Below are 24,518 nucleotides of genomic sequence, written 5' to 3' on the forward strand. Positions count from 1 at the left end.
TTGTCGGTGCTTGTGACCCACTCACAAAAGCGTTCCCAGACGTTGGCGCTTTCGCGCTGCTGTAAGGTTGTTGTCATTTGTTTATGATTGCTTTATTTGGTTGTCAATGTTCGGATGATGTTTATATTATTAACGGTGTTGTTAAGGTTTGTAAAGGGGTTGAGCGACAGTTAAACTGATGAGTGTGATTAGGAAAGCTGATGAAAGGAGAGAGATGACCGTAGCTTGCGGGGCCCGACGCCATCGCCAGAAGTTTTGTTAAGAAAGTTGAGGGTTTTGCTTTCTGTGGGTCCGCTCGTGATACCTTTCTAAAACCTGAAAGCGGGAAAGTCCGGTGCAATTCCGGCGCTGTGCCGCAACTGTAAAAGTCAGAATGCCGATTTCGGGGGCGCTTTGTGGGCGTTTACTTTTGGATTCCCTGCGTAGCACGGGGAGGAGATTATTTGTTAGCTTTGACTGATTTGCCGACTTGTCCGGGTTTATTTTACGGTTCCCAAGCCCGAGACGGAGTTTTATCGAGAATGCGGATTCCGGGGGGAATTTTAAACGCGCAGCAGTGTCGGACGATCGCCGATTTGGCTGATCAATACAGTACCGGCTGTTTGCAAGTGACAAATCGGGCAAATTTACAAATCCGAGAAGTGAACTCGGAAATTGCCCCGGAAGTCTGGAACCGCTTTCAGGAATTGGGGATAGCGTCTCGCCACGTTGAAGTTGACCCGATTCGCAATATTATGGCAAGCCCGACAGCAGGGATCGATCGCCAGCAGTTACTGGATACTCGCCCGCTAGTCAAAGCTTGGGATGATTACCTGCAAACACATTCCGAGTTGTCGGAACTTTCGCCTAAGTTCAGTATTGGCTTCGACGGCGGGGAATCGGTTTCGATCCAGGCTTTACGCAACGATATTTTATTAGCTGCAGAAGGGCTTTCAACCCAATCAGAAATCTTTTTTCGGCTGCATTTAAACGGCGATACAGGAATTTTAATCCAAGAATCGCAATGTATTTCAGTATTAGCCGCCCTCGCTAACACCTACCTTGAATACACCAAAAATCGACCTCGAATTGATGGCAAAAAACCGCGTTTGCGTCACCTGCTGGCAGATTGGGGCGCTGAAAGTTATCTGGAAAAGGTACAGCAGAATTTACCATTTTTATGGCAATTCACATCTGGCACTTTTCCCAAAAACAGGCAAGATGCCTGTTCCACAAAGAGTGAATTTCCTTGTGGGGTGGGCATCTTGCCCGCCCGTTTGATCGACTCATCTGCAAGGGGGATCGAACAATCCCGACATCTCGGCATTCATCCTCAACGACAGTCCGGTTTCTCCTACATGGGAATTGCACTGCCTCTCGGTAGGCTAGAATCAAAGCAACTGCGGAATTTGGCAAATTTAGCCCCAAATCTAGCCAGCGGTACCCTGAGACTTACGCCGTGGCAAAATCTGTTGATTTCTGATATCCCCAACTCCCAGCTTTTTGAGATAAAACAGCAAATCGCCGCTTTGGGATTGCACTCGTCGGCGACTCGCCTAGATTCGTGCTTGGTGGCTTGTGCAGGCAGCAGTGGCTGTGCGTCGGCGGCGACAGATACTCAAAGTCACGCCCTAAAAATGGTGAGGGATTTAGCGCAAAAATTGACGATCGATCAACCGATTAACATTCATTTCAGCGGTTGCCAAAAGTCCTGCGCCCAGCACCGGCCAATTGATATCACGCTGGTGGGAATTCAGATTGAGCTAGGAGACGAAACGCTCGAAGGTTACGACATTTATGCGGGTAGAAAAGATTTGCCGTTCGGACGACCAATTTTTCCGGCGGTGAGTGCGATCGAGATGCCCCGTGCGATCGAGCGAATGTTGCGAGTGTATCAGCGGTTTCGAGAGCCTTTGGAGTCATTTGGTGAGTTTGTTGATCGGCAGACGATCGACCAATTGCAGGAGTTGTTGAGCACCGAAAATCGGAATTTAAAGTGAAAAAAGCTCCCATTAAAAATGACAATTTTTAAGTATTTCTCTTCCTATCTCTCTGGATCTTTCTTCCTTCGCGTCCTACCCTACGGGAACGGCTTCGCCGAACGCGCCTTCGCGGTTCATTCAAAAAATCTATTTCACAAATCCCACAAAATTCCCATAGCAGTTTTAAACAATGATTGACTACATTCGAGACGGAACAGAAATCTACATTAAATCCTTCGCCACAATTCGAGCCGAAGCAGATTTGTCAAGCTTGCCGCCCGATTTAGAATCGGTAGCCGTGCGACTAATTCACAGTTGTGGCATGACCGATATTGTTACAGATTTAGCAGCTTCCCCCGGTGCAGCCACCGCGGGACACAACGCCCTCGTCGCAGGTGCGCCTATTCTCTGCGATGCGCGGATGGTGGCCGAAGGCATCACTCGCAAACGCCTTCCCGCTGACAATCCGGTGATTTGCACCCTCTGGCATTCCGAAATCCCGGAGTTGGCACGGCAAATGGGAAATACTCGATCTGCGGCGGCCCTGGATTTATGGCTGGACAACTTGCAGGGTGCGGTTGTGGCAATTGGCAATGCCCCGACTGCTTTGTTCCGACTACTGGAAATGCTGGATGCCGGAGCACCTAAACCGGCTTTAATTCTGGGTTTCCCGGTAGGATTTGTGGGGGCTGCCGAATCCAAAGCCGAACTGGCCGCCAACAGTCGGGGAGTGCCATTTATTACGTTGCACGGGCGGCGCGGTGGCAGTGCAATGGCAACGGCGGCTGTGAATGCGTTAGCGAAAAAGGATGAATTATGACTAAGGCTACTGGTAAATTGTACGGTTTGGGTATTGGCCCTGGCGATCCAGAGTTGATTACTTTGAAAGCTTATCGGATTTTGCAATCGGTGCCGGTGATTGCCTATCCGGCGATGGAAAATGGTAAGGTACTGGCGCGGGCGATCGTCGCAGATTATCTGCGCCCGGAGCAAATTGAGATTCCCATGCCGCTGCCTTTTAGTCCGACGCGATCGTCTCAACCTTATTATGATATTGCTGCCGATAAAATTGCCGCACATCTGAGCGAGGGACAGGATGTTGCCGTGCTATGTGAGGGCGAACCTTTTCTCTACGGCTCATTTATGTATTTATTCAACCGTTTGTCGGGGAGATTTACGACGGAAGTTGTGCCGGGAATTTCTTCGACAATGGCTAGTGCGGCTGCGTTGGGAGTGCCACTAACTTATCGTAACGATGTGTTAAGTATTATGCCTGCGACGCTGGATGCTGAGGTTTTGCGCGATCGACTGGCGGTTGTTGATGCTGCTGTGATTATTAAGCTGGGCCGACATTTTGCGAAAGTCCGGGACGTGCTGATTGAGTTGGGACAGTTCGATCGAGCACTGTATATAGAACGCGCAACTATGCCGAATCAGCGAATTCGGGCGATCGCAGATGTCGATCCCGCTGAAGTTCCCTATTGGGCTCTCATTATGATCCCCAGCCAGCAAAAGTCTGTATCTTAATATTTCCATGCCTGAAGGCGACGCGCTTCCAGGCTTTACCTACTTTTTTGTGCATTCTTACCTCTTTATCCAGTTTTCTTTCTATTGATAAGTTAACTTTATACTTATTATCAGTTAATCTGTTGTTAAAAAACTTTACAAACCTGAGAATATGCTTTATGTTTATTTACATGGCGGAACACAAAGCCGTCACGAACATTGACAACCAAATAAAGCAATCATAAACAAATGACAACAACCTTACAGCAGCGCGAAAGCGCCAATGTCTGGGAACGCTTTTGTGAGTGGGTAACATCAACCGACAACCGCATTTATGTAGGTTGGTTCGGAGTCTTGATGATTCCTACCTTGCTCAGCGCCACCATCTGCTACATCATCGCCTTCATCGCTGCCCCTCCAGTGGACATCGACGGCATCCGTGAACCAGTAGCAGGTTCCTTGATGTACGGTAACAACATCATCACAGGTGCTGTTGTTCCTTCATCTAATGCAATTGGCTTGCACTTCTACCCAATCTGGGAAGCAGCTTCCTTAGATGAGTGGTTGTACAACGGCGGCCCTTACCAATTGGTAATTTTCCACTTCCTCATTGGCGTTTTCTGCTACATGGGTCGTGAATGGGAATTGTCCTACCGCTTAGGTATGCGTCCTTGGATCTGCGTCGCTTACTCTGCACCAGTTGCAGCAGCAACCGCAGTATTCTTGATCTACCCAATTGGACAAGGTTCTTTCTCTGACGGTATGCCCTTGGGTATCTCCGGCACATTCAACTTCATGATCGTGTTCCAAGCCGAGCACAACATCCTGATGCACCCGTTCCACATGTTGGGAGTTGCTGGTGTCTTCGGTGGTAGCTTGTTCTCCGCCATGCACGGTTCTCTCGTTACTTCTTCCTTGGTTCGTGAAACAACCGAAACCGAATCGCAAAACTACGGTTACAAATTCGGTCAAGAAGAAGAAACCTACAACATCGTTGCAGCCCACGGCTACTTCGGTCGTTTGATTTTCCAATACGCTTCCTTCAACAACAGCCGTTCTTTGCACTTCTTGTTAGGTGCATGGCCAGTAGTCGGCATCTGGTTTACCGCTTTGGGTATCTCCACGATGGCTTTCAACTTGAACGGTTTCAACTTCAACCAATCGATTATCGACTCGCAAGGTCGTGTCATCAACACTTGGGCTGATGTCATCAACCGCGCTAACTTGGGTATGGAAGTAATGCACGAGCGCAATGCTCACAACTTCCCGCTTGACTTGGCTGCAGGTGTTACCACTCCCGTAGCTTTGGTTGCTCCTTCTATCAATGGCTAAGTTTTAGTCTGAGATAACAAAAAGCGCTCCTAGTAATAGGGGCGCTTTTTGTTTGGGGAAAAAAGGTTTTTAAAGTTATCCTTCTATGAAAAAACTAAGTTATATTAAATCGGCTTCAGTAGTTGTCATTCTGAGTCCTGAATGAACTGAAGAATCTCGCCCTTTCGGCAACGCGCTGACTTCGTTGCGCTTGACTCATGACAAGTAAGCGTTTGGAGTCAAGCGCTCGCGCGGACATGATATGAGCAACGGCTAATCAAAAAAAAGAATAGCCAGAACTCCGCAGGAGTTAAAGTGCTGCGGGGATCTCAGGCGCGATCGCATTTTAGGTTGAGTTAATTTGATTTACTTAATAGCCGATCGCCCAATCTAAAAATTAAAAGGTAAAAAATTAATTTTTTACCTTTTAACTCTCGATTTTCAAATTGCCCGTTACTGAACAAACTTCTTGAATGCCAGAGTCACGTTGTGGCCGCCAAATCCAAAGGAATTCGACAGCGCCACATCAACTTTTAGAGCGCGGCTTGTATGAGGAACATAGTCCAAATCGCACTCAGGATCGGGATTTTCCAGATTAATTGTCGGCGGGATTTTGTCATTGGCGATCGCCATTACCGTCGCCACCGCCTCAATTCCCCCAGAACCGCCCAAAAGATGGCCGGTCATCGACTTGGTAGAACTAATTGCTACTTTGTAAGCATGGTCTCCCAAAGTCTTTTTAATCGCTTTCGTTTCCGTAGAATCGTTGGGAAGCGTGCTCGTGCCGTGAGCGTTGATATAGCTCACCATATCCGGCGTCAAACCCCCATCCTTGAGCGCTAAAGCCATCGCCCGCGACGCACCTTCCCCCCCCGGTACCGGAGAAGTCATGTGATACGCATCGCAAGTTAAACCGTAGCCGACGATTTCTGCGTAAATCTTCGCGCCACGCGCCAGAGCGTGTTCCATTTCTTCTAGAATCAGAATGCCAGCACCTTCGCCGACGACAAAACCATCACGATCGCGATCGAACGGACGAGAAGCATGAGTCGGGTCATCATTGCGAGTCGAAAGCGCTCTCGCCGCAGCAAAACCCGCCACGCACAAAGGTGTCACCGCAGCTTCCGTACCACCGCAAATCATGGCTTGCGCGTAACCCCCCTGAACTAGGCGAAACGCATCACCCACGGCATTTGACCCGGCAGCGCAGGCCGTCACCGTGCAAGAGTTCGGCCCCTTAGCACCCGTTTGAATTGCCGTCAGACCCGCGGCCATATTCGCAATCATCATGGGGATCATAAACGGGCTGCATCGATCGGGGCCGCGAGTCAGATATATCTCTTGCTGATCTTCCAAAACCTTTAAGCCACCAATGCCAGTGCCAAGAATGACACCCACCTGTTCTGCGTTCAGGTCATTAATCTCCAACTTTGCATCAGCAACAGCTTGTTTGCTCGCTGACACCCCAAATTGAGCAAAGCGATCCATCCGCTTTGCTTCCTTGCGCTCTAAATAGTCGTGTGGGTCGAAACCCTTCACCTCTGCGGCAAAGCGGCAGTCGTGCCGCGACGGGTCGAATAAGGTGATCGGGCCTATACCATTCTTCCCGGCAAGCAACCCGTCCCAATATTCGGACAAGGTATTGCCGATCGGTGTAATCGCGCCGAGACCTGTGATAACAACGCGCTTACGCTCTAAATTTGTCATGATTTCAGTTTCAAAAAATTAAACACCCAGAACGCAGAACTAAAGAGGAGTTTCCAGTTTTATAACTTCTCTCCTCTTAGGGGAAAAGACAGGTATTTTATGCTTTTGGAGCTGCAAGTTGGCTGCTGATGTAATCTACACAAGCTTGAACCGTAGTAATTCCTTCGGCTGCTTCGTCGGGAATTTCAATATCAAACTCTTCTTCCAAAGCCATTACCAGCTCTACTGTATCTAAGGAATCTGCTCCTAAATCATTAGCAAAGTTGGCTTCCGGCTTGACTTCGCTCAGCTCGACTTCCAGTTGCTCTTTCACAATTTTCTGGACTCTAGCAAAAATGTCGTCTTGGCTCATAACATCGTGTCCTCATTGGTTGCTGCGTATCTAATCTTATCCGAAAGGGGGATCTGCAGGACAAAGGCTGGCCGCTTTTCTAAGTGACACGGGCCAGGGACAATTGGGACACGGACGATCGCAGCAACTCTAGGACTCAGGCAAAAAAACCCAATAGCCCAAAATCAATCATCTCGTTTAGCCACCTGATAACGTTGAGGAAGCGGATTTTTGGTCGATGGTGCGTCAGTCATCAACTCAAAATGCTTGAGAAAAGCTGACAATTGGCTCTTAGCTAGGCGGTGATCGGTTAATTATAAAGAGGGAAAACTAAGCAGGAAGCCTCCCGACTTCGATCGCTCAAGTTTCTTTTCCCGAACCTTGTGTCCCCAGCAGAAACGATTATGCCATCCCAAAATCTGAAATATGCTTATTTTCCCGGTTGCGTTGCCCAAGGGGCGGCCCGCGAACTTTACCTGTCTACAATGGCGCTGACTCAAGCGTTGGGGATTGAACTGGTGGAACTAAAGAAAGCTTCCTGCTGCGGTTCTGGCACTTTCAAGGAAGATTCGCAGTTACTCGAAGATACTGTCAACGCCCGCAATATTGCTTTGGCTGAGGAACTGAATCTGCCTTTGCTGACGCATTGCAGCACTTGTCAAGGGGTCATCGGTCATGTGGACGATCGCCTCAAGGAATCTCAGAAAACCGATCCTAACTACATAGAAAAAGTCAACGGTTTACTGGAAAAACAAGGCTGTTCGCCTTATCAAGGCAGTACCGAGGTGAAACATCTGTTGTGGGCGATCGTTGCAGATTACGGTTTGGAGGAAGTGCAGAAGCGAGTCACCCGAAAGCTTTCGGGCTTGAAGTGCGCGTCTTTTTACGGGTGCTATCTGCTGCGAGCTCAGGATAAGCTGCTTTACGATGACCCCCACCAACCGGAATCGATGGAAAATGTGTTTCGGGCGATCGGGGCAACTCCGGTTTACTATCGAGGGCGGACGCAGTGCTGTGGCTGGCCGTTGGCCAGTTATGCCACTAACCAATCTTTTCAGATGGCAGGCAAACATATTCAAGATGCTCTTGACAATGGCGCTGATTGTATGGTAACGCCTTGTCCGCTTTGTCATTTAAATTTGGATTCGCGGCAGCCGGAGGTGGAAAAAGTAATCGGGCGCAAATTGGGTTTGCCGGTGCTGCATTTACCGCAGTTGGTAGCTTTGGCTTTGGGTGTGGAGCCGAAAAAACTAGGACTCGATCGACATATTGTTTCAACTAAGCCCGTGTTAGAAAAATTAGGCTTGTAGTCGATCTATTTGCAGCAGTTTGCAGCAAGCCCTAATTATCAAAAATTTTGCAACAGTTGGTATAGGGGCTAGTTCACCCAAATCCTTGCTAAAAGCCAAAATATCAAACAACAAGTCCTTACAACTGTTGCACAACTTTGGGAAATTGGCATAAAGACTTGAGTTTTTTCTCAAATCAAATCCGGTTAGATCGGAATTATACAGAGCCCGCGAGCCGAAAGCTCGATCGGGCTCATACATTTTTGAGTCAATAGAAGATACAGACCCAAAAAACAGTATACTATTATACAAAATAGTTTTTAAGACTTCCTAACTGCCTAGTTAGGGACAAGGAATAAGCAATGAAACGAAACCCAGTAAATCTCACACGTTCGGTATTCCTATGGGCAATGCTAGGAATCATTTGTGGTTTGTTTGGTGCAAGTTATTGGATATTTTTGTCTTACATGATGGTGGGATTTGAATATTTTAGTGGACATTCTCTACTAATCATCATGCCGCTTGCGGGTTTGCTCATCGGTTTGCTCATTCATTGGCTGGGAAATCCTGGCGAAATAGGGTTGATTATTGACAATATTCATCTCAATGGTGGGCGGTTACCAATGAACGAGAATCCTTCTATGATTCTGTCGTCGCTAATCAGTATTGCAAGTGGAGGCAGTGCTGGTCCAGAAGCACCAATGGTGCAAGTAACAGGTTCAATTGGTACGTGGTTAGCCGATCGCTTTCAATTGAGCGGAGAGGCACTACGAACTTTGAGTATTGCTGGCATGGCATCTGGTTTTACAGTTTTGTTCGGCGCTCCATTGGGTGGTACTTTTTTTGCTTTAGAAATTCTCCATCATCAGAATGTTGTGGAGTATTTTGAAGCAATATTGCCTGCGGTCGTGGCAAGTTGTGCAAGTTACACCATTTTTGTAGCAATTACCCAGCTTGGCATTGGCCCTACGTGGCATTTTCCTCAATACAATGTGGACAGCCTTTATGACTTTGGCGCCGCGATTGCTTATGGAATCGTAGGTGCGATCGTGGGGTGGCTTTTTATCGCTGTATTTCGCAGTGTTGGTCGCTTGTTTGATTCGATACGCGGTCCAATCTATGTGCGAACTACTTTAGCCGGGCTAGGACTTGGCGTTTTATCAGCTTTGTTTCCACTCACTCGTTTCTTTGGTGAACATCAAATTGAAAAAATTGTTGAGGGAAACTTTTCTTTGGGAGTTCTCTTAACTTTAGTTATTGCTAAAGTGTTTGCCATAAGTACGACCGTAAATGGAGGCTGGCGGGGGGGGATTATCATCCCACTGTTTTTTATAGGAGCCTGTTTAGGAAAGGCTATCGCTATCATTAATCCCGCCTCCAACGAGACTTTGGCAATGATTTGTGTAATTGCTGCTCTGAATTCAACAGTTACTCGAACTCCAATTAGTACAACTCTGCTACTCGCCAAGTTGACAGGATTTAGCACTTTTACACCGATTCTCTTCGCTAGTCTCGTGGGTTTCTTCTTGGCTCCCCGATCTCCCTTCATTACCTCACAGCGTAAAGTTGATTAACAAACGGCTAGAATTCCTCTAATAGCTCGGTGTACCGGCGAAAAATACGTGCATTTTGCGAGTGTCGAGTCTAAAGGCTTCTGCCATTACAACTGCACCAATGGCATCAAACAACATCTAGCCGTTGATACCAGTCAGCTTGCCGTTTTTTATCCATTGCACAAAAGCCAGTGTGTCCGATGACTGTGGCTTGATTTAAATGTTGAGTCACAACCTCGATTATTTTCACACTCGGGCCCGTCAATATTCCGAAGATTACCATTCTGCAAGGGTAAGGGGTATCACCCGGATAAGATCATCGCAGTTTGGTCAAGAACTTTGAACCCACTCTCACCAATCCTACTGCCAAACTCAATTTGTATTTAATCAGGCTGATGCTCAAACGGTTGGCGAATCATAGAGATCCCAAAAGGGTTCCATAAGACTCCCATGGTGAATAACTGTGAAGTTTTGTCGCTTTTTCGCGAAGTGCTTCCAGGCACTGCGGTAGACTAACCTTTAATTCTCTGTGCAGGCTATAGCGGTGTCACCTCGCCGTCAAATCTGTTCACTTGCAGAGCCAGCAAATTTTTAGTGACTCGTTGGGAGCCTTTATTCAATGTCTCATTCAGTCAAAATTTACGATACTTGCATCGGCTGCACTCAATGCGTCCGCGCTTGTCCGACTGACGTTTTGGAGATGGTGCCCTGGGATGGCTGCAAAGCAGCTCAGATTGCCTCATCTCCCCGCACCGAAGACTGTGTAGGCTGCAAGCGGTGCGAAACTGCTTGCCCCACCGATTTTCTGAGCATCCGGGTTTACCTGGGAGCAGAAACCACTCGCAGTATGGGTCTAGCCTACTAAATATCGATCGACACACCGATCGAATTACGGGTACAAAAGAGGGGGCGATTAAATTGCCCCCTCTTTTTTGTCGCGGAATCTGCATTCTGGGGCCGGAAGAAGGTAAAAATGATAAAACTTGAGTTTTATTGCGATCGCTAAGCAGGAGTAGTACGTTAAATGTGCGGAATCGTTGGCTATATCGGCACGCAAGCAGCAAGCGAGATTTTGCTAGCAGGATTAGAGAAACTAGAATACCGGGGCTACGATTCAGCGGGCCTCGCTACCATCTCCGAAGGAGAAATTACCTGCATCCGAGCCAAGGGCAAATTGCACAACCTCCGGGAAAAGCTAGCAGAGATAGACTCTCCGGCTCCCATCGGCATCGGACACACCCGCTGGGCAACTCACGGCAAACCAGAGGAATATAACGCTCACCCTCACCTGGATAATAGCGGGCGAATTGCGGTAGTTCAAAATGGAATTGTCGAAAATTATCGGGATTTGCGGCAAGAATTGAAAGCAAAGGGACATAACTTTGTCTCGGATACCGATACAGAAGTTATTCCTCATTTAATAGCTGAGTTTTTTGCAGAAGCAAAAAGGGAGAACGAAGAAGAAAAAGAGAAAAAACCCCAAAAAATTGCTGATTTGTCCTTTTTGGAAGTCGTTGCTAAGGTGGTAAATAGGTTAGAAGGAGCCTTTGCGATCGCCGTTATTTGCGCCGATTTCCCCGACGAAATAATTGTCGCCAGACAGCAAGCTCCTTTGGTGATTGGCTTTGGTGCAGGCGAATTTTTCTGCGCTTCCGACACGCCGGCATTAGTATCTCACACTCGCACTGTTTTATCTCTAGAGAATGGCGAATTGGCAAGGCTAACTCCGATGGGAGTGGAAGTTTACAGCTTTGCAGGAGAAAGGCTGAAAAAAAGCCCGCGCATCCTTGGTTGGAATCCGGTTTTAGTCGAAAAACAAGGCTTCAAACACTTCATGCACAAGGAGATTTACGAACAGCCCGCCGTAGTCCGAGCTTGTTTGGAGGCTTATTTAGACAGCGAGTGGCAGCCGGGAAATCCGCGCTCTCCCATCAACCTCAACTTGCCCAATGAACTTTGCGCCGATGTCGAACAAGTTTCGATTCTCGCCTGCGGAACGAGCTGGCACGCCTCGCTAATTGGCAAATATTTGTTGGAACAATTAGCTAATATTCCGACTGCGGTGCAGTACGCTTCTGAGTACCGCTACGCGCCCGCACCGCTGACAGCAAATACTTTAACTATTGGGGTAACTCAGTCGGGAGAAACGGCGGACACGCTGGCTGCTTTGGGGATGGAACAACAGCGCCGCGCGGGTTTTACTGATAAATTCCGGGCGAGAATGTTAGGCATTACTAACAGGACTGAAAGTTCGATCGCCCACATGATGCCGCACGTAATCAACACCCACGCTGGTATAGAAATCGGCGTTGCTGCGACTAAAACTTTTGTTACTCAGTTAATGGCATTCTATTTCTTAGCTTTGGATTTGGCGCACCAGCGGCAAACAATCAGCACTGAGAGATTGGCAGAAATTATTACTGGTTTGCGCCAGTTGCCGGCAGAAATTGAGAAGTTTTTGGAGATTCAAGAACAGTATGTGGAGGAATTGTCCCACCAGTTTACAGAAACCCAAGATTTTATCTTTTTGGGGCGGGGAATTAACTTTCCGATTGCTTTGGAAGGGGCGCTGAAACTGAAGGAAATTAGCTACATTCACGCCGAAGGATATCCCGCCGGAGAGATGAAACACGGCCCGATCGCCCTTTTGGATGCGAAAGTGCCTGTAGTGGCGATCGCCATGCCCGGAAGCGTCTACGAAAAGGTGCTTTCCAACGCTCAGGAAGCGAAGGCGCGTGACGCCCGTTTAATTGGCGTTACGCCCAAGCAAGGTGCGGCGGAAGCCGATATTTTTGACCACATTTTGCCGGTGCCTTTGGTGGATGAATTGTTGTCACCGATTGTGACAGTGATTCCGCTGCAATTGTTGGCTTATCACATTGCAGCCCGTCGGGGTTTGGATGTGGATCAGCCACGTAATTTGGCTAAGTCTGTGACGGTAGAATAAAGGAAGTCATTAGTCAGTAGTTGTTGTACAAGGAGAATAGTTAGATGAACTAAAGAATAGTTAGTTGAACTGGAGAATAATTAGCTAAACTGGGCAGAGAGGTTGGTAGCTCCCACATCTGTATAGAGGAAGCGATCCCTGCTGAGTATATTACTGGGCTGAACTTGCTACATCATGGCTACTAGCTTGCTCAGCCAGCGAGCAGAAATTCTGGTTCTACTCAGGAAATTGCTTCCTAATATATGCCCAGGTTCTAGTTCAACACTCTTCAGTAGGCGAAAAAGAGTTTACTGTCTGCTTTGATGCCAAGGGGGAAGATCAACATATGACAGATGCTGCTCTTGACGCAAATATAGACTCTCGTCCTATTTTTGATGTAGAAATTTCCCATTGTAGTAATCCAAGGAAAGTAGAAAGCTCGGTAAAAAGCTCACCGGATTTATAATAAATAGAATAACTCTTATAATTTTGGTTTTAATTTGTTAAATTTATAAAAAATATACTTATATTTTTTAGCAAATAGGATAGATCTAACTGCATACTTATGAATAAAAAACCTGTTTTTTTAAGAAAAAAATTTTTCTAATTCCTCTTCTTGTAAAGTGAATGGTAAACCAAAATATTTTTTTACGTATGCAGTCATTAAAATAACACTATTAAGAGATTTAGAAATACGATTATTAATAATTATTCTACCCTTCCATTTTGGGTTAGAGCGTGACCAATCAATCTGTCGTAACTTTTTTAACTGTGCTTCCCAATCTTTTGGATGAAGTGAAATTAAAGCTGCGCCTAAATGACCTAATGCAGCTAGAGTGATCGCATGACCATGAACATAGTCACGGCGTATAGTCCCTGAACTTACTTTATTCTGTAGAACTCTGTTCCAATCAGGAATATTGGCGCAAACGGCATTCCAGTAACGAATAGCTAGTTGAATTTGCTCCGTTAACTCATCATCTTCATGCTCCACTAAAAGTGCTTGAGTAGCATTCTTGATTGCACTTAACGTAAATAACTTTTGAGAACGCATTGGCAAACTGCTGCGTTCCACCTCTGTTAAGTAGTTGAATACTTTAACACCAGCCATCACAGCCTTAGCGATCACTGTGGGGCGATCGCGATAGCTCACCTGAAAGCTATCTAACTCATCTGGTTGAAATTGAATAATGCGATCGCTCAGATTACTATTTTTCTGGAAACGTTTGCTATTTACAGTTTGATAAAAAATTACTGGAATATAGCTTTCCGCCAATTCAGGTCGCTCTTGCAAGGCAAGTTTGATCGCATCAAGACGACGCTGACCCTCAGCAACAATCAAAGGAAAATCTGCCGAAACCGTTATCTGGCCTATATCTTGATTACCAGGCGTTTCATCAAGAGGCTGATAAGTTAGATCGCCATCAATGATGGCTACTATTGGCGCAAGTGCTTGGTAAATGGGACTACCCAGAACATATTGAGCATCGTCTGAAAGATAAGCTGGCTCAGGATTAGACTGAGTTCTCATTTCAGCAGGAATAAGCTCTTCATCAAATAAAAATACCTTCAAAATCGTGCTCACCTGACAACGAGTGATATAAAACTCTCGTCCCCCCTGAATCCCTCGAATAACACCAAAAACAAAGTTAAGGAATGAACTCATAGTTTACTTTCCAGTGAGGCACAGCCATCTGGGAGGCTTTTCCAACTTCTCGTGTAAAAAATCGCCATTGGCTTTAGTTCCACTTATCTACATTATTTGGTCTACCCCGATCTTCCCACATCGTTTTTCTGTATGTTATTTAAAACAAACAGAAGTATGTTATATTTGCCATAACCGATTGCAGGAGGCTGCTATGGCTAAACGCCAACGTGCTACCACCCAAAAAAGTATCCAGAACCGGATTCGCGAAGAGCGTGGACAAGGCCAAGGCTCTGAATATGTTCCTTGGCTATTAATTCAGGATGTTCCCTCTCAAGGTCTGGCAACCAGAATCAAGGGATGGAAGGCTCGCCGAGTTCATCATCTAATGAGTAATCAAGAGTTAAACTATTTCTACGTTCTGGAATGGTCGCCAATAGTTTGCGACATTCGAGAACAGTACCCACTACTGCCCTTGGAAGAGACATTAGCGATCGCGGAGCAGTGTGGCATAGCCCATCCCAAAGATCCAAAAACTCAAGAACCGATTGTCATGACTACTGACTTCTTGATCACAGCCCGCCAGAAAATTGGCACAATCGAGCAAGCACGAACCGTTAAATCATCTCAAGATTTGCAATCCCAGCGAACCCTGGAAAAGCTAGAGATAGAACGCCGTTACTGGCAGGAACGAAGTATTGACTGGGGTATTGTCACTGAAAGAGAAATTCCCGAAACACTGGCAAAGAATGTGGGTTGGCTACATCCTCTGTTTTCACCTGAAGACCTTTCTCCCCTCTCAAGCGTTGAAATTAATCGTATTGCTACAGCACTAACTTTAAAGATATCCAAGCATCATGTCTCGCTGAGTGATATCACTTCTGAGTGCGACGATCTATTGGGTTTGTCTCCTGGCATTAGCTTGTCCGTAGTGCGTTACCTAATCGCAAATCGACAATGGTTAGTTGATATGAATAAACTTATTCAGCCCAACCAACCGTTGACTCTTTTAGCTGAACCTTTAATCGAGTCCTACCAAACCGTGGGGGGTGCTGGATGAATCTCTACGTCAATATGTTGTTGGAGTGGTACGACGAACAAGCAAAAGCTCATATCGAGCGTATCTTGTGGATTGATCCCTCTAGAACAGATGTAGCAACAATTGAGATTAACGATCCGAAAGCTCTTCCAAAGTGGCAAAAGTGTAAAGACTTGGAGAATGTGATCGGCAATCAGGAAGCTCGCTTCTTGGAAGTCGATCCCTATGCTGAATTACTTCGCCCTGAAAATACGATTCCTGAACATTACCGCCAACATAGAGATGATGCCTGGGATGTTATTGAGTCCATCGTTAAGAGTGAGAATGTATTCGATCCAAGAGTACGAGGCCCTCTGGTAGAGGAAGCAGTTAAGCGCAGCGGGTGTTCTAAAGCCACAATATACAGTTATCTGCGACGTTACTGGCAAGGAGGACAGACAAAAAATGCCCTCTTACCCCTGTTTGACAAACGTGGTGGTAAAGGGAAAGAGCGTAAAAGTGATGGCCAAAAACGAGGTCGTCCTAGTAAGCTCTCACAAGTAACTAAGACAACGCTTGGAGTTAATGTTAATGCCGCCATCAAGAAAAAATTTCTACGAGGTCTCAAAACCTTTTATGAAAACCAAAACGGAAGAACCCTCAAAGATACCTATCAGCTAACACTAGAACGTTTCTTCCATAAAGGTTATGAAACGCGAGATGGGGTATTAGTTCCTGTCCTACCCCCTGCGACCGAATTACCTAGTTTTGCCCAATTCCGCTATTGGTACGAGAAAGAGCGAGATATTAGCCAGGAAAAAATAGCCCGTGAAGGCAAACGTCGCTTTAATCTAAGGCATCGAGCGGTTCTTGGAGATTCAACTCAGATGGCTTTTGGCCCTGGGTCAATTTATCAAATCGATGCCACTATTGGTGATATTTATCTGGTCAGTTTTCTAGATCGCAATCGCATCATCGGCCGCCCAGTAATTTATATCATCATTGACACTTTTAGCCGAATGATTACTGGATTAAGTGTCAGTTTGGAAGGGCCAAGTTGGTTAGGAGCCATGCTTGCTTTGGAGAATGCAACTACTGATAAGGTAGCTTTCTGTAAAGAGTACGGAGTTGAAATTAACCCGGAAGACTGGCCATGTCATCATCTGCCGGAAGCGATGTTGGCTGATCGTGGTGAATTAGAAGGCTATAACGCTGATAACTTAGTCAATGCTCTGAATATTAGAGTTTCTAACACACCTCCCTATCGAGCCGATTGGAAAGGCATCGTTGAGCGAAATTTTCGCCTCATCAACGACACAACCATTCATTGGATACCAGGAGCAGTCAAACGAACTCGTGAAAGAGGAGATAAAGACTATCGTCTTGATGCTGTTTTAGATTTGCAGCAGTTTCGCAAGTTGATGGTTCTTTGCGTCCTTGAGCATAACAAAGACCATCAAATGAATTGGTATCGGATGGATGAATTTATGATTCAGGATAATGTTGAACCCTATCCAGTTGACTTGTGGAACTGGGGTATCCAAAACCGAAGCGGTCATCTCCGTCAAATGACACCAGATATTGTACGTTTAAACCTCCTTCCAACAGCAGAGGCTTCCGTCACTGCTCGTGGAATTTACTACAAAGGGTTGTACTATACCTGCGAACTGGCTTTACGAGAACAATGGTTTGTCAAGGCAAGAATGCAAGGAAGATGGAAAGTTTCTATTGCTTACGAGCCTCGATCTCTTGACATTATCTACCTGCGGTTAAATGAAAGTAGACACTTGGAAGTGTGTCAACTTACCGAAGCCGATCAAAGATTCAAAGGACGAGATTGGCATGAAGTTATGGACTACTTTGAGGAACAAAAACAGGCTCAGGAAATAGCTAATACTCGTCAACAGCAATCAAAAGCTACTTTTCATGCTCAATTAGAGCATCTAGTTTTGGAAGCAACAGAACAAACGGAGAAACATCAGATTGGTCAGAGTAAGCGATCGCGCCTTAAAGATATTCGAGAAAACCGGAAACTAGAACGGGAAAATGAACGAGATGCAGGAGCTTGGAAACTGGGCAATGAGGAACTTCCTCCTCAACCCGGACAAGTAATTTCTCTACCGTCTGTTCCTCAATCTGAAGACAATGATGATGGTTATGTAGCGCCGCCTAAACCTATCGACAAATTACGTAAACTACGGGAGAAAAAGTGGAAAAATGACTAATAATTTTGCGATTCCATCACTTTTAGCATTTAAAGGGCAAGTTGTACCAGCCACCTATCAAGATCCGCAACTTTCTATTTATCGGAATAATCCACTAATCGAAGCATTACCTCCAATTTATTCCGAGGAGGAAACCATGAATTTTATGGCTCATTATCCAGATTATGCTGAGGAAGAACGCCAACTATCTAACCATCTACGCTTACATTTGGTGCAAAATATACAGCAATTTGTCGAGCCACTTCCAGTCCATTTAGATTTAGAACAGAGATTTTCGCGCATGATTCGGTCAGGTTATCGAGCTAGAAACCCGATTACTCCAGAATTTAAGACAAACTTTAACAAGCAATTAGATGCTTTAAGCTCTAATCGAACGTATCAGAGTAATTCCCATTCAACAGCTACAGGTTTTACTATCATCGGGATTAGCGGAATAGGAAAGACAACGGCTGTACGTTCAGTTCTTTCTCTCTATCCCCAAGTAATAACTCACACCCGTTATGCCCAACAAAATTTTACCTTAATGCAAATAGTTTGGCTGAATTTAGAGTGCCCCCATGATGGTTCTATCAAAGGACTTTGCCTCAACTTTTTCCAAGCGGTTGATGAACTTTTAGGCACAGAATATTTAAAAAACTACACTAAAGGCTATCGTACTGTCGATCAGTTAATTCCCGCAATGGCGCGAGTTGCTTCTATACACTGTATTGGTGTTCTTGTTATCGATGAAATCCAGCATTTGAGTGAATCTAAAAGTGGTGGTTCTCGAAAAATGCTCAACTTTTTTGTCCAACTGGTTAACACTATTGGGATTCCTGTAGTTTTGGTTGGTACATACAAAGCTATGTCAATTTTGAGTGGAGAATTCCGCCAAACTCGCCGAGGTAGTGGACAGGGAGACTTAGTGTGGGATAGGATGGCAGAGGATGAAATTTGGGAGCTATTTGTTGAATCCCTTTGGCGATATCAGTATGTTCGTAAATCTTGTTCTCTGACTCCTCAACTTTGCCATGCTCTCTATGACGTTACTCAAGGAATTACTGATTTTGCTGTCAAAGTATATTTGCTAGCTCAAGTAAGAGCAATCGTTACAGAAAAAGAAGTGATAACTGAGAGCATTATTCGGTCAGTAGCCGCAGATAGTCTTCGTTTAGCACAGCCTATTTTGTCTGCCCTAAGAACTAATAATATCAATATTCTAAAAAATGTTGAAGATGTTCATCCTCTTGACATTATTACTTACATTGAACAAGCTCAAAAAGACATTAGGGTTACTGGGAAAATAAGTTCTTCTCCTCTGATTAAAAATAAAATAGCAAATGAATTAATTCAAGAAGATACATTAGTTTCTGCTTCTAATTTAGAAAATTCGCAAATTGGTTTAGATTCAGATACTTCAATTGAGAATTCTAATAAAAAAAATCGGAAAAGCCGTCAGTCTACTTCAAAACCAGAGGGCTTAATACAAATTGTGGAGCATGGAACAAAATGTAAAACTGCTGCCTATGAAGCCCTAAAACAGGCTGGGTATGTTCGGCCTGCAACAGAGTATCTTTTAGAAGAGGTTGCTGTATGATTAGTTTTTTCCCCGATCCCTATCCCGATGAAATACTTTATAGTGTTTGCGCTCGCTATCAAGATCGAGTTAGGTATCCCAACCATGCGGCAACTATTCAACAATTGTTTGGTTCGAGTAGTGCGATCGCCACAATTGATTTACCTAATCGGTTAGGTTATCTAATTAGTGTTTTACCTCCAAGTCATAATTACACTGCCGATCAATTAATTGATGAGCATACCCTGCTACCTTTTTATCTTCCCTTTCTGCCCAAGGAACGTCAGAGCCATCTACGAGAGGACATGAAAGGTAAGGAAACTTCGGTAATCCACAGGCGTGCAGGAATTATGGCAAGTAGAGTAAAACAACCTGACTGGTTGAAGTTCTGTCCTGTATGTGCTCAAGAAGATAGAAAACAATTTGGGGAAACTTATTGGCATCGCCTTCATCAAGTACCTGGTGTAGAAGTTTGCTCAATACATGGTATTTTTTTGCACGATAGTTCCGTAAAGGCAAGGGACAGAGAAAATAATCATGAATTTGTTGCTGCTGAACAAGTGATCCCTAAGAAAACAGCAGTCCAGGCGCTTAATTTATCAAATCCTTGCCATAAAGTATTTTTCAATCTCGCTAGGAATGCACAGTGGTTACTTAGCCACCCAAATTTAAATTCTGACCTGCTATCAGTTAGGAAGCGTTATCAATCGCTATTAGCAGAAAAAGATTTAGCAACTTACAGTGGAATGAACCGTTTGCAGCAACTGATAGAAGCATTCTCAAAGTATTATAATGCTGAAATTTTACAGTTACTTCAATCGCAATTGGATGAGCAAAGTGAGCAAAACTGGTTGTTCCGTTTAGTACGTAGTACAAAGGGCTTTCAGCATCCGCTGCGTCATTTGTTACTTATAAATTTTCTACAATTGACTGCTGAAGAGTTTTTTCATATTTCGGAAGAATCTCAACCTTTTGGCAAAGGTAATTGGTTTTGTTTGAATCCCACCTGCTGCTACTTCCAACAATCTACGATTGAAGAGTACCATATTCGTTATGATTCCCATGATCGTAGCCCAATTGGTGTATTTAGCTGTCCGCATTGTCAGTTTACCTATCAACGTAAAGGGCCCGACAAAGATCCAGAAGATAAATATCGGTTTGGTCGAGTCAAGCTATATGGAAAGGTTTGGGATGAAACGCTGAAGATACTTTGGGAAGATTCAACCCTCAGCATGACTGAAGTAGCAGAAAAACTTGGGTTTGATTGGCGTACTGTTCAAAAACAAGCTGTGCGTTTAAACCTTAATTTTCCACGCTCAGGGCCTACGGCTAAAATGTCTCATTTACTCGTATCGCCCCTACAAAATCCGCAGGAGCCTAAAACAATATCACCAGATAAACTAGCCTCTTATAGGGAAGAGTGGCTAGATATTAGGAAAAATTATCCTGAAAAAGGACGCAGACAACTACAAATTGATTTTAGACGAGTTTATACATGGTTACGAAGAAACGATTTGGAATGGCTAGAACAACATTTACCAGTTCGTAAGGTGAAAAAATTACCTTCTTCTTATGGGGTGAACTGGGAAGAACGAGATGCTGAATTAGCTATAAAAGCTAAGCGCTCAGCAGAGCAGTTAAAGACATCCTCTGGTCGTCCCGCGCATATAACGATATCTTCTATTGGTCGGGATTTAGGTCAAAAAGGATTACTTCAGCATCAGCTTCATAAACTACCGCAAACTGCTCAGGTACTTACTGAAGTAGTGGAAACTTATGAGGAGTTTGCAATTCGACGTATCTGGTGGGCAGCAGATTGCTTTCGTAGTGAAGGAATTTATCCGAAGCGTACTAAGTTGTTATTACGAGCTAGTGTAAGCCAGAAAATAGCAACGACTCCACAAGTTAGCAGTGCTATTGAAGAAGCACTTCAATCCCTAGAAATTATTTAAATTTACAATGTAATATGATTGGCTTTTTTCCCGATCCCTATCCCGATGAACTGCTCTATAGTATCTGTGCAAGATACTCATATTTGACGCAGTATCCCGATAAAAAGCTTATAGTTAAAGAATTATTCGGAACCCGTACTGCTTTAGCAATTATTGACTTACCCGCTCATCTCAACAGTCTTTTGGCAGCTATACCTGTTGGACATAACTACAAAGTTGAGCAGCTAATAGATAATCACACGCTATTACCTTTTTACAGCCCATTTCATCCTCCAAATCGTATAAAACGTTTGCAGGATGATATGCAAGGAAATAACAAAACGTTGGTTTCAGGGCGTTTGGGTATCATGGCTAACAGTATTCCTTCCCCAAAGTTCCTGCGATTTTGCCCTGTATGTACTGAGGAAAATAAAAAGCAATTTGGCGATCACTACTGGCATCGTACTCACCAAGTTCCTGGCGTAGAAGTCTGCCCAGTTCATGCCGTCTTTCTAGAAAATAGTAATGCCCAAATATCACACCGGAAGACTCGCCATGAGTTTGTCTCCGCAGAGCAAGCAATACATTCAACTTTACGGCGCTCGTTAAATTTATCAAATCCCTCTCATATAGCTCTTTTAAAGATTGCTAGTGATGCTGCTTGGCTGCTAAATCAGCCCAATTTAATTTCTGGACTTGAATCCTTCCGGAATCGTTACATAAGGCTACTAGCCGATCGCGATCTGGCTACCCATAGTGGTAGGGTTCATACAAGTAGGTTGCTAGAGGCTTTCAAATACTATTACTCAGCTAATCTTTTAAACTTACTTCATTGTGAAGTCGATGATGACAGTCAACATAATTGGCTATTCCGGCTAGTTCGTTCTCCTAAAAGCGCACAACATCCCTTACACCATCTGCTGCTAATACAGTTTTTAGGACACACAGCCGAAACATTTTTTCAACTCCCTGAAGAGTTTCAGCCTTTTGGAGAAGGACCTTGGCCTTGCTTAAATCCCGTTTGCGATCGCTTCCGAAAAAGAAGTATTAAGCAATATCGTTTATCTTATAGCAAAGAAAATGGCAAACCTATTGGTACATTTGCCTGTATTTGTGGCTTTGTCCATTCTAGAATTGGCCCCGATCACTCTAATGAGCATTGGTATCAATACAGCCAAGTAGAATCTTATGGTCATGTCTGGGAATCAGCGTTGCACGAATTATGGGCAGATACAAACGTTAGTCTGCGAGCGATCGCACGTCATCTCGAAGTCGATCCTCGTACTATTAAACTGCACGCAACTCGATTACAGCTACCTTTCCCTCGTCCCACTAAAAGGCCCACAAACGAAATTCAACCTAAATATACTCCACACACAGATGCTTTTCCTGCAAGCACGGACAATGATTTGGAAAAGAATCGGATGGCATGGTTGACTCTCAAACACGAAAACCCTGACGCTGGAGGTAAAGAGTTAAGGAGCAAGTTACCTCGTGTTTATATGTGGCTGTACAGGAACGATTGCAAGTGGCTAAAAGCAAATATGCCCCCACGCCAAAAAGTAGTCAGTCCACCTCGCGTAGATTGGGAAACTCGCGATCGCCAGTGGTCAGAAGCAGCGAGATTGTCTGCGGAACGTTTAAAATATCCTGCTGGTAAGCCTGTACAAATAACTGTATCTGCGATCGCTAGAGAGATTGGTCAACTAGCGAATGTCCAGAAGCACCTCGATCGATTACCTCTAACGGCTCAAGTATTAGCTGAAGTCGTTGAAAATCGAGAAGAATTTGCTGTGCGTCGAGTGTGGTGGGCAGCAGAGTGTTTTCGTCAAGATCATATTTCTCCGCAAGAATGGCAACTGATCCGTCGAGCGAATCTGCGCCCAGAGTTGGTAGCAATACTGCCGGTAAAAGAGGCGATCGCTTTAGCGTTAGAATCTTTACAAATCTATTAATTGAAGCTATTACCAAAGCCTTTCTTCCCTTTATTGCTTGTTTTTTCGCATTGGTTTTCAAGTAACAACGCTTTGAAAGCGCTTTTAGCTTGAAGATGTTGCCGTGGAAGGTTCTCGAAGAAAAGGAAATGCAACTGACCTGATTCTTCACCTGCAATAATTGTTACTCCATCTGGGGCCACGGCACAGGAATGGAGTGTACTATCTCCGCTAAAACTAGAAATAACTGACCTACTTGCGAAGTCCCAAACTTTGAGAGTATGGTCGCGTGAAGTAGAGAGAATATACTTGCTATCTGGTGTAATAGCTACTGCTGTAACAGCAGCCGTGTGAGCATATAAGCCAAACAGCAAATCTCCACTCTTTAAATCCCAAACTATGATAGTGTCATCTTCTGCACCAGAGATAGCGTATTTTCCATCTGATGTCACTGTAACTGTTGTGACGTAGCTTCTATGTCCACTCAAAATGAACCGTTCAGCACCATTTTTTAAATCCCATACCTTAAGGTGTTTTTTATCAAAGTCAGAAATCACATATCGACTATCTGGTGTAACAGCGAGCGCACTAACATTTTCATCTTCAGTTGAAAAACTGCACCGTTGCTGTCCAGTTTCTAAATCCCAGATTTTAAAAGTTTTGTCTAGCGAGGCAGAGATGGCAGTTTGTCCATCTGAGGTTATTGCTATCGCCGTAATTCCCTTATCATGACCAATAAGAGTCTTACATAAGTGACCTGACAAATCCCAAATTTTAATAGTTGCGTCGTCGATCGCCTCCACCTTTAGCCGCTTGAGCGATCCCTCTACGGCTTCCTTGATGTGCTCCGGTCGGCTATTGAGTCCGGGTGAACCCTTCATGCCACGGGGATCGGAATTCGGACTGATGTCGAATCCAAATTTGGTGGCGATTACCACTTGGTCGCGGAAGGGAGCGAGGGCTTCACCCACCAACTCTTCGTTTAAGTACGGGCCGTAGACTTCGGCGGTGTCAAAGAATGTTATTCCGCGATCGACCGCAGCCCCCAGAAGAGCAGTCATCTCCTGTTTGTCTTTGGGCGGGCCATAGGAAAAGCTCATTCCCATGCAGCCCAGCCCGATCGCGGAGACTTCCAGATTGCTGTTGCCAAGTTTGCGCGTTTGCATTGTTTTTCTCCGTTGATGTGGAATTGATATTGTTCGCTGTCGATCGATCTCGTCGTTGTTAGTCGTTTTCGCGGAGATCGGGGTTCACCGTAGGGTCATCGATGCGAGACAGGGCGGTCTTATGACCCCAGCGAGGCCATAGATAGAAGAGGTTGAGGAGGATGAAGACCAGCACGGCCAGCCAGGGTAAGACCAGCGCGATCGCGGTGGCGATCGCATAAATGGCCGGTCCGAAGAGGAAGTGGCGATTGATTTTTCGGATCTTGGTTGGCGTGAGGTGGTTACCGATCAACCGATTCCCACGAGCCGCGTACCGCCACATGAGGTTGACGAAGATACCGATGACGGTCAAGATGCCACCGTAGAACGCAGCGGCAACCGACTGGTTGAGTCGATGCGGGGTATTATCCCCGGCACCTCTCAGTTAGATCTGGGCGTGCGACTTTCACCGCACCCAGCT

At 45.2% G+C, this 24,518-nt stretch carries 20 protein-coding genes and 1 riboswitch; of the genes, 14 read left to right on the forward strand and 6 right to left on the reverse strand.

The annotated features are described in order from the left end of the window. The first annotated feature begins 307 nt into the window (after positions 1-307). Positions 308-387, forward strand: a riboswitch (adenosylcobalamin-variant (AdoCbl-variant) riboswitch). A gap of 8 nt (positions 388-395) precedes the next feature. The 4 genes from cobG (at position 396) to psbA (ending at position 4,799) form a co-directional block, all read left to right on the forward strand. Beyond that, complete coding sequence (gene cobG / locus QUA34_RS27270; protein ID WP_333390278.1) at positions 396-1,979, forward strand: precorrin-3B synthase; 1,584 nt, start codon at positions 396-398, stop codon at positions 1,977-1,979. Between the two features lie 172 nt (positions 1,980-2,151). Next, entirely contained in the window at positions 2,152-2,781 is a 630-nt protein-coding gene (locus QUA34_RS27275; RefSeq protein ID WP_333263779.1) for a precorrin-8X methylmutase, read from the forward strand. After that, positions 2,778-3,488, forward strand: a complete 711-nt coding sequence (locus QUA34_RS27280; protein ID WP_333332749.1) for a precorrin-2 C(20)-methyltransferase — start codon at positions 2,778-2,780, stop codon at positions 3,486-3,488. The genes QUA34_RS27275 and QUA34_RS27280 overlap by 4 nt, the downstream gene beginning before the upstream one ends. Positions 3,489-3,716: 228 nt before the next feature. Beyond that, complete coding sequence (psbA, locus tag QUA34_RS27285) at positions 3,717-4,799, forward strand: photosystem II q(b) protein (protein ID WP_006633381.1); 1,083 nt, start codon at positions 3,717-3,719, stop codon at positions 4,797-4,799. 432 nt (positions 4,800-5,231) lie between these two features. On the opposite strand, the gene fabF is transcribed toward psbA, so the two are convergent. Next, a complete protein-coding gene (fabF, locus tag QUA34_RS27290; RefSeq protein ID WP_333329550.1) occupies positions 5,232-6,485 on the reverse strand; it encodes a beta-ketoacyl-ACP synthase II in 1,254 nt (417 codons plus the stop codon). Positions 6,486-6,582: 97 nt separating this feature from the next. Beyond that, the gene (gene acpP / locus QUA34_RS27295) at positions 6,583-6,837 is read right to left on the reverse strand and encodes an acyl carrier protein (protein ID WP_333082619.1); all 255 of its coding nucleotides are present in this window, start codon (positions 6,835-6,837) and stop codon (positions 6,583-6,585) included. A 383-nt stretch (positions 6,838-7,220) separates the two neighbouring features. Between acpP and QUA34_RS27300 the strand changes: the two genes are divergently transcribed. Further along, positions 7,221-8,126 carry a CoB--CoM heterodisulfide reductase iron-sulfur subunit B family protein gene (locus tag QUA34_RS27300; protein WP_333329547.1) on the forward strand — a complete coding sequence of 302 codons (906 nt, stop codon included), beginning with the start codon at positions 7,221-7,223 and terminating at the stop codon, positions 8,124-8,126. 341 nt (positions 8,127-8,467) lie between these two features. Further along, positions 8,468-9,679 carry a chloride channel protein gene (locus QUA34_RS27305; RefSeq protein WP_333329544.1) on the forward strand — a complete coding sequence of 404 codons (1,212 nt, stop codon included), beginning with the start codon at positions 8,468-8,470 and terminating at the stop codon, positions 9,677-9,679. A gap of 106 nt (positions 9,680-9,785) precedes the next feature. Here QUA34_RS27305 and QUA34_RS27310 read toward each other — a convergent pair whose 3' ends face one another. Next, on the reverse strand, positions 9,786-9,908 hold the full coding sequence (locus QUA34_RS27310) for a hypothetical protein (RefSeq protein ID WP_333390281.1): 123 nt from the start codon (positions 9,906-9,908) through the stop codon (positions 9,786-9,788). Between the two features lie 369 nt (positions 9,909-10,277). On the opposite strand from QUA34_RS27310, the gene psaC reads away from it, so the two are divergent. Together psaC and glmS are read left to right on the forward strand one after the other, a co-directional pair. Beyond that, positions 10,278-10,523, forward strand: coding sequence for a photosystem I iron-sulfur center protein PsaC (psaC, locus tag QUA34_RS27315; protein ID WP_015175986.1), 246 nt, complete (start codon positions 10,278-10,280; stop codon positions 10,521-10,523). Positions 10,524-10,682: 159 nt separating this feature from the next. After that, complete coding sequence (gene glmS / locus QUA34_RS27320) at positions 10,683-12,605, forward strand: glutamine--fructose-6-phosphate transaminase (isomerizing) (protein ID WP_333390284.1); 1,923 nt, start codon at positions 10,683-10,685, stop codon at positions 12,603-12,605. Between the two features lie 565 nt (positions 12,606-13,170). On the opposite strand, the gene QUA34_RS27325 is transcribed toward glmS, so the two are convergent. Beyond that, entirely contained in the window at positions 13,171-14,250 is a 1,080-nt protein-coding gene (locus QUA34_RS27325) for a DNA sulfur modification protein DndB (protein ID WP_333390287.1), read from the reverse strand. A 193-nt stretch (positions 14,251-14,443) separates the two neighbouring features. On the opposite strand from QUA34_RS27325, the gene QUA34_RS27330 reads away from it, so the two are divergent. Genes QUA34_RS27330 through QUA34_RS27350 form a run of 5 tightly spaced genes read left to right on the forward strand, consistent with a single transcriptional unit; the run spans position 14,444 to position 22,913 of the window. Continuing rightward, positions 14,444-15,289: a TnsA endonuclease N-terminal domain-containing protein gene (locus tag QUA34_RS27330; RefSeq protein WP_333390290.1), complete on the forward strand. Its 846-nt coding sequence runs from the start codon at positions 14,444-14,446 to the stop codon at positions 15,287-15,289. After that, complete coding sequence (locus QUA34_RS27335; RefSeq protein ID WP_333390293.1) at positions 15,286-17,472, forward strand: Mu transposase C-terminal domain-containing protein; 2,187 nt, start codon at positions 15,286-15,288, stop codon at positions 17,470-17,472. The genes QUA34_RS27330 and QUA34_RS27335 overlap by 4 nt, the downstream gene beginning before the upstream one ends. Next, positions 17,465-19,048 (forward strand): ATP-binding protein, encoded by a 1,584-nt coding sequence (locus QUA34_RS27340; RefSeq protein WP_333390296.1) that lies wholly within the window; start codon positions 17,465-17,467, stop codon positions 19,046-19,048. Before QUA34_RS27335 ends, QUA34_RS27340 begins: the two co-directional genes overlap by 8 nt. Next, positions 19,045-20,979, forward strand: coding sequence for a TnsD family transposase (locus QUA34_RS27345; protein WP_333390299.1), 1,935 nt, complete (start codon positions 19,045-19,047; stop codon positions 20,977-20,979). Before QUA34_RS27340 ends, QUA34_RS27345 begins: the two co-directional genes overlap by 4 nt. 14 nt (positions 20,980-20,993) lie before the next feature. Beyond that, on the forward strand, positions 20,994-22,913 hold the full coding sequence (locus QUA34_RS27350) for a TnsD family transposase (protein ID WP_333390301.1): 1,920 nt from the start codon (positions 20,994-20,996) through the stop codon (positions 22,911-22,913). Here the strand turns inward: QUA34_RS27350 and QUA34_RS27355 are convergent. Further along, positions 22,910-24,058: an aldo/keto reductase gene (locus tag QUA34_RS27355; protein ID WP_333390303.1), complete on the reverse strand. Its 1,149-nt coding sequence runs from the start codon at positions 24,056-24,058 to the stop codon at positions 22,910-22,912. The genes QUA34_RS27350 and QUA34_RS27355 overlap by 4 nt on opposite strands. A 58-nt stretch (positions 24,059-24,116) precedes the next feature. Further along, entirely contained in the window at positions 24,117-24,350 is a 234-nt protein-coding gene (locus QUA34_RS27360) for a hypothetical protein (RefSeq protein WP_333390304.1), read from the reverse strand. Here QUA34_RS27360 and QUA34_RS27365 point away from each other — a divergent pair. Beyond that, on the forward strand, positions 24,336-24,518 hold a 183-nt coding region (locus QUA34_RS27365), incomplete at its 3' end, for a hypothetical protein (RefSeq protein ID WP_333390307.1). The genes QUA34_RS27360 and QUA34_RS27365 overlap by 15 nt on opposite strands.

Origin of the sequence: Microcoleus sp. POL10_C6, assembly GCF_036701585.1 — a bacterium.
GTDB lineage: Bacteria > Cyanobacteriota > Cyanobacteriia > Cyanobacteriales > Microcoleaceae > Microcoleus.

Excerpts from the sequence above, each read along its gene's own strand:
- fabF (WP_333329550.1), bottom strand. The coding sequence starts at position 6,485 with ATGACAAATTTAGAGCGTAAGCGCGTTGTTATCACAGGTCTCGGCGCG.
- psaC (WP_015175986.1), top strand. The coding sequence starts at position 10,278 with ATGTCTCATTCAGTCAAAATTTACGATACTTGCATCGGCTGCACTCAA.
- QUA34_RS27330 (WP_333390290.1), top strand. The coding sequence starts at position 14,444 with ATGGCTAAACGCCAACGTGCTACCACCCAAAAAAGTATCCAGAACCGG.
- QUA34_RS27335 (WP_333390293.1), top strand. The coding sequence starts at position 15,286 with ATGAATCTCTACGTCAATATGTTGTTGGAGTGGTACGACGAACAAGCA.
- QUA34_RS27305 (WP_333329544.1), top strand. The coding sequence starts at position 8,468 with ATGAAACGAAACCCAGTAAATCTCACACGTTCGGTATTCCTATGGGCA.
- QUA34_RS27325 (WP_333390287.1), bottom strand. The coding sequence starts at position 14,250 with ATGAGTTCATTCCTTAACTTTGTTTTTGGTGTTATTCGAGGGATTCAG.
- psbA (WP_006633381.1), top strand. The coding sequence starts at position 3,717 with ATGACAACAACCTTACAGCAGCGCGAAAGCGCCAATGTCTGGGAACGC.
- QUA34_RS27275 (WP_333263779.1), top strand. The coding sequence starts at position 2,152 with ATGATTGACTACATTCGAGACGGAACAGAAATCTACATTAAATCCTTC.
- QUA34_RS27355 (WP_333390303.1), bottom strand. The coding sequence starts at position 24,058 with ATGCAAACGCGCAAACTTGGCAACAGCAATCTGGAAGTCTCCGCGATC.
- QUA34_RS27300 (WP_333329547.1), top strand. The coding sequence starts at position 7,221 with ATGCCATCCCAAAATCTGAAATATGCTTATTTTCCCGGTTGCGTTGCC.
- QUA34_RS27350 (WP_333390301.1), top strand. The coding sequence starts at position 20,994 with ATGATTGGCTTTTTTCCCGATCCCTATCCCGATGAACTGCTCTATAGT.
- acpP (WP_333082619.1), bottom strand. The coding sequence starts at position 6,837 with ATGAGCCAAGACGACATTTTTGCTAGAGTCCAGAAAATTGTGAAAGAG.
- QUA34_RS27340 (WP_333390296.1), top strand. The coding sequence starts at position 17,465 with ATGACTAATAATTTTGCGATTCCATCACTTTTAGCATTTAAAGGGCAA.
- QUA34_RS27345 (WP_333390299.1), top strand. The coding sequence starts at position 19,045 with ATGATTAGTTTTTTCCCCGATCCCTATCCCGATGAAATACTTTATAGT.
- QUA34_RS27280 (WP_333332749.1), top strand. The coding sequence starts at position 2,778 with ATGACTAAGGCTACTGGTAAATTGTACGGTTTGGGTATTGGCCCTGGC.
- glmS (WP_333390284.1), top strand. The coding sequence starts at position 10,683 with ATGTGCGGAATCGTTGGCTATATCGGCACGCAAGCAGCAAGCGAGATT.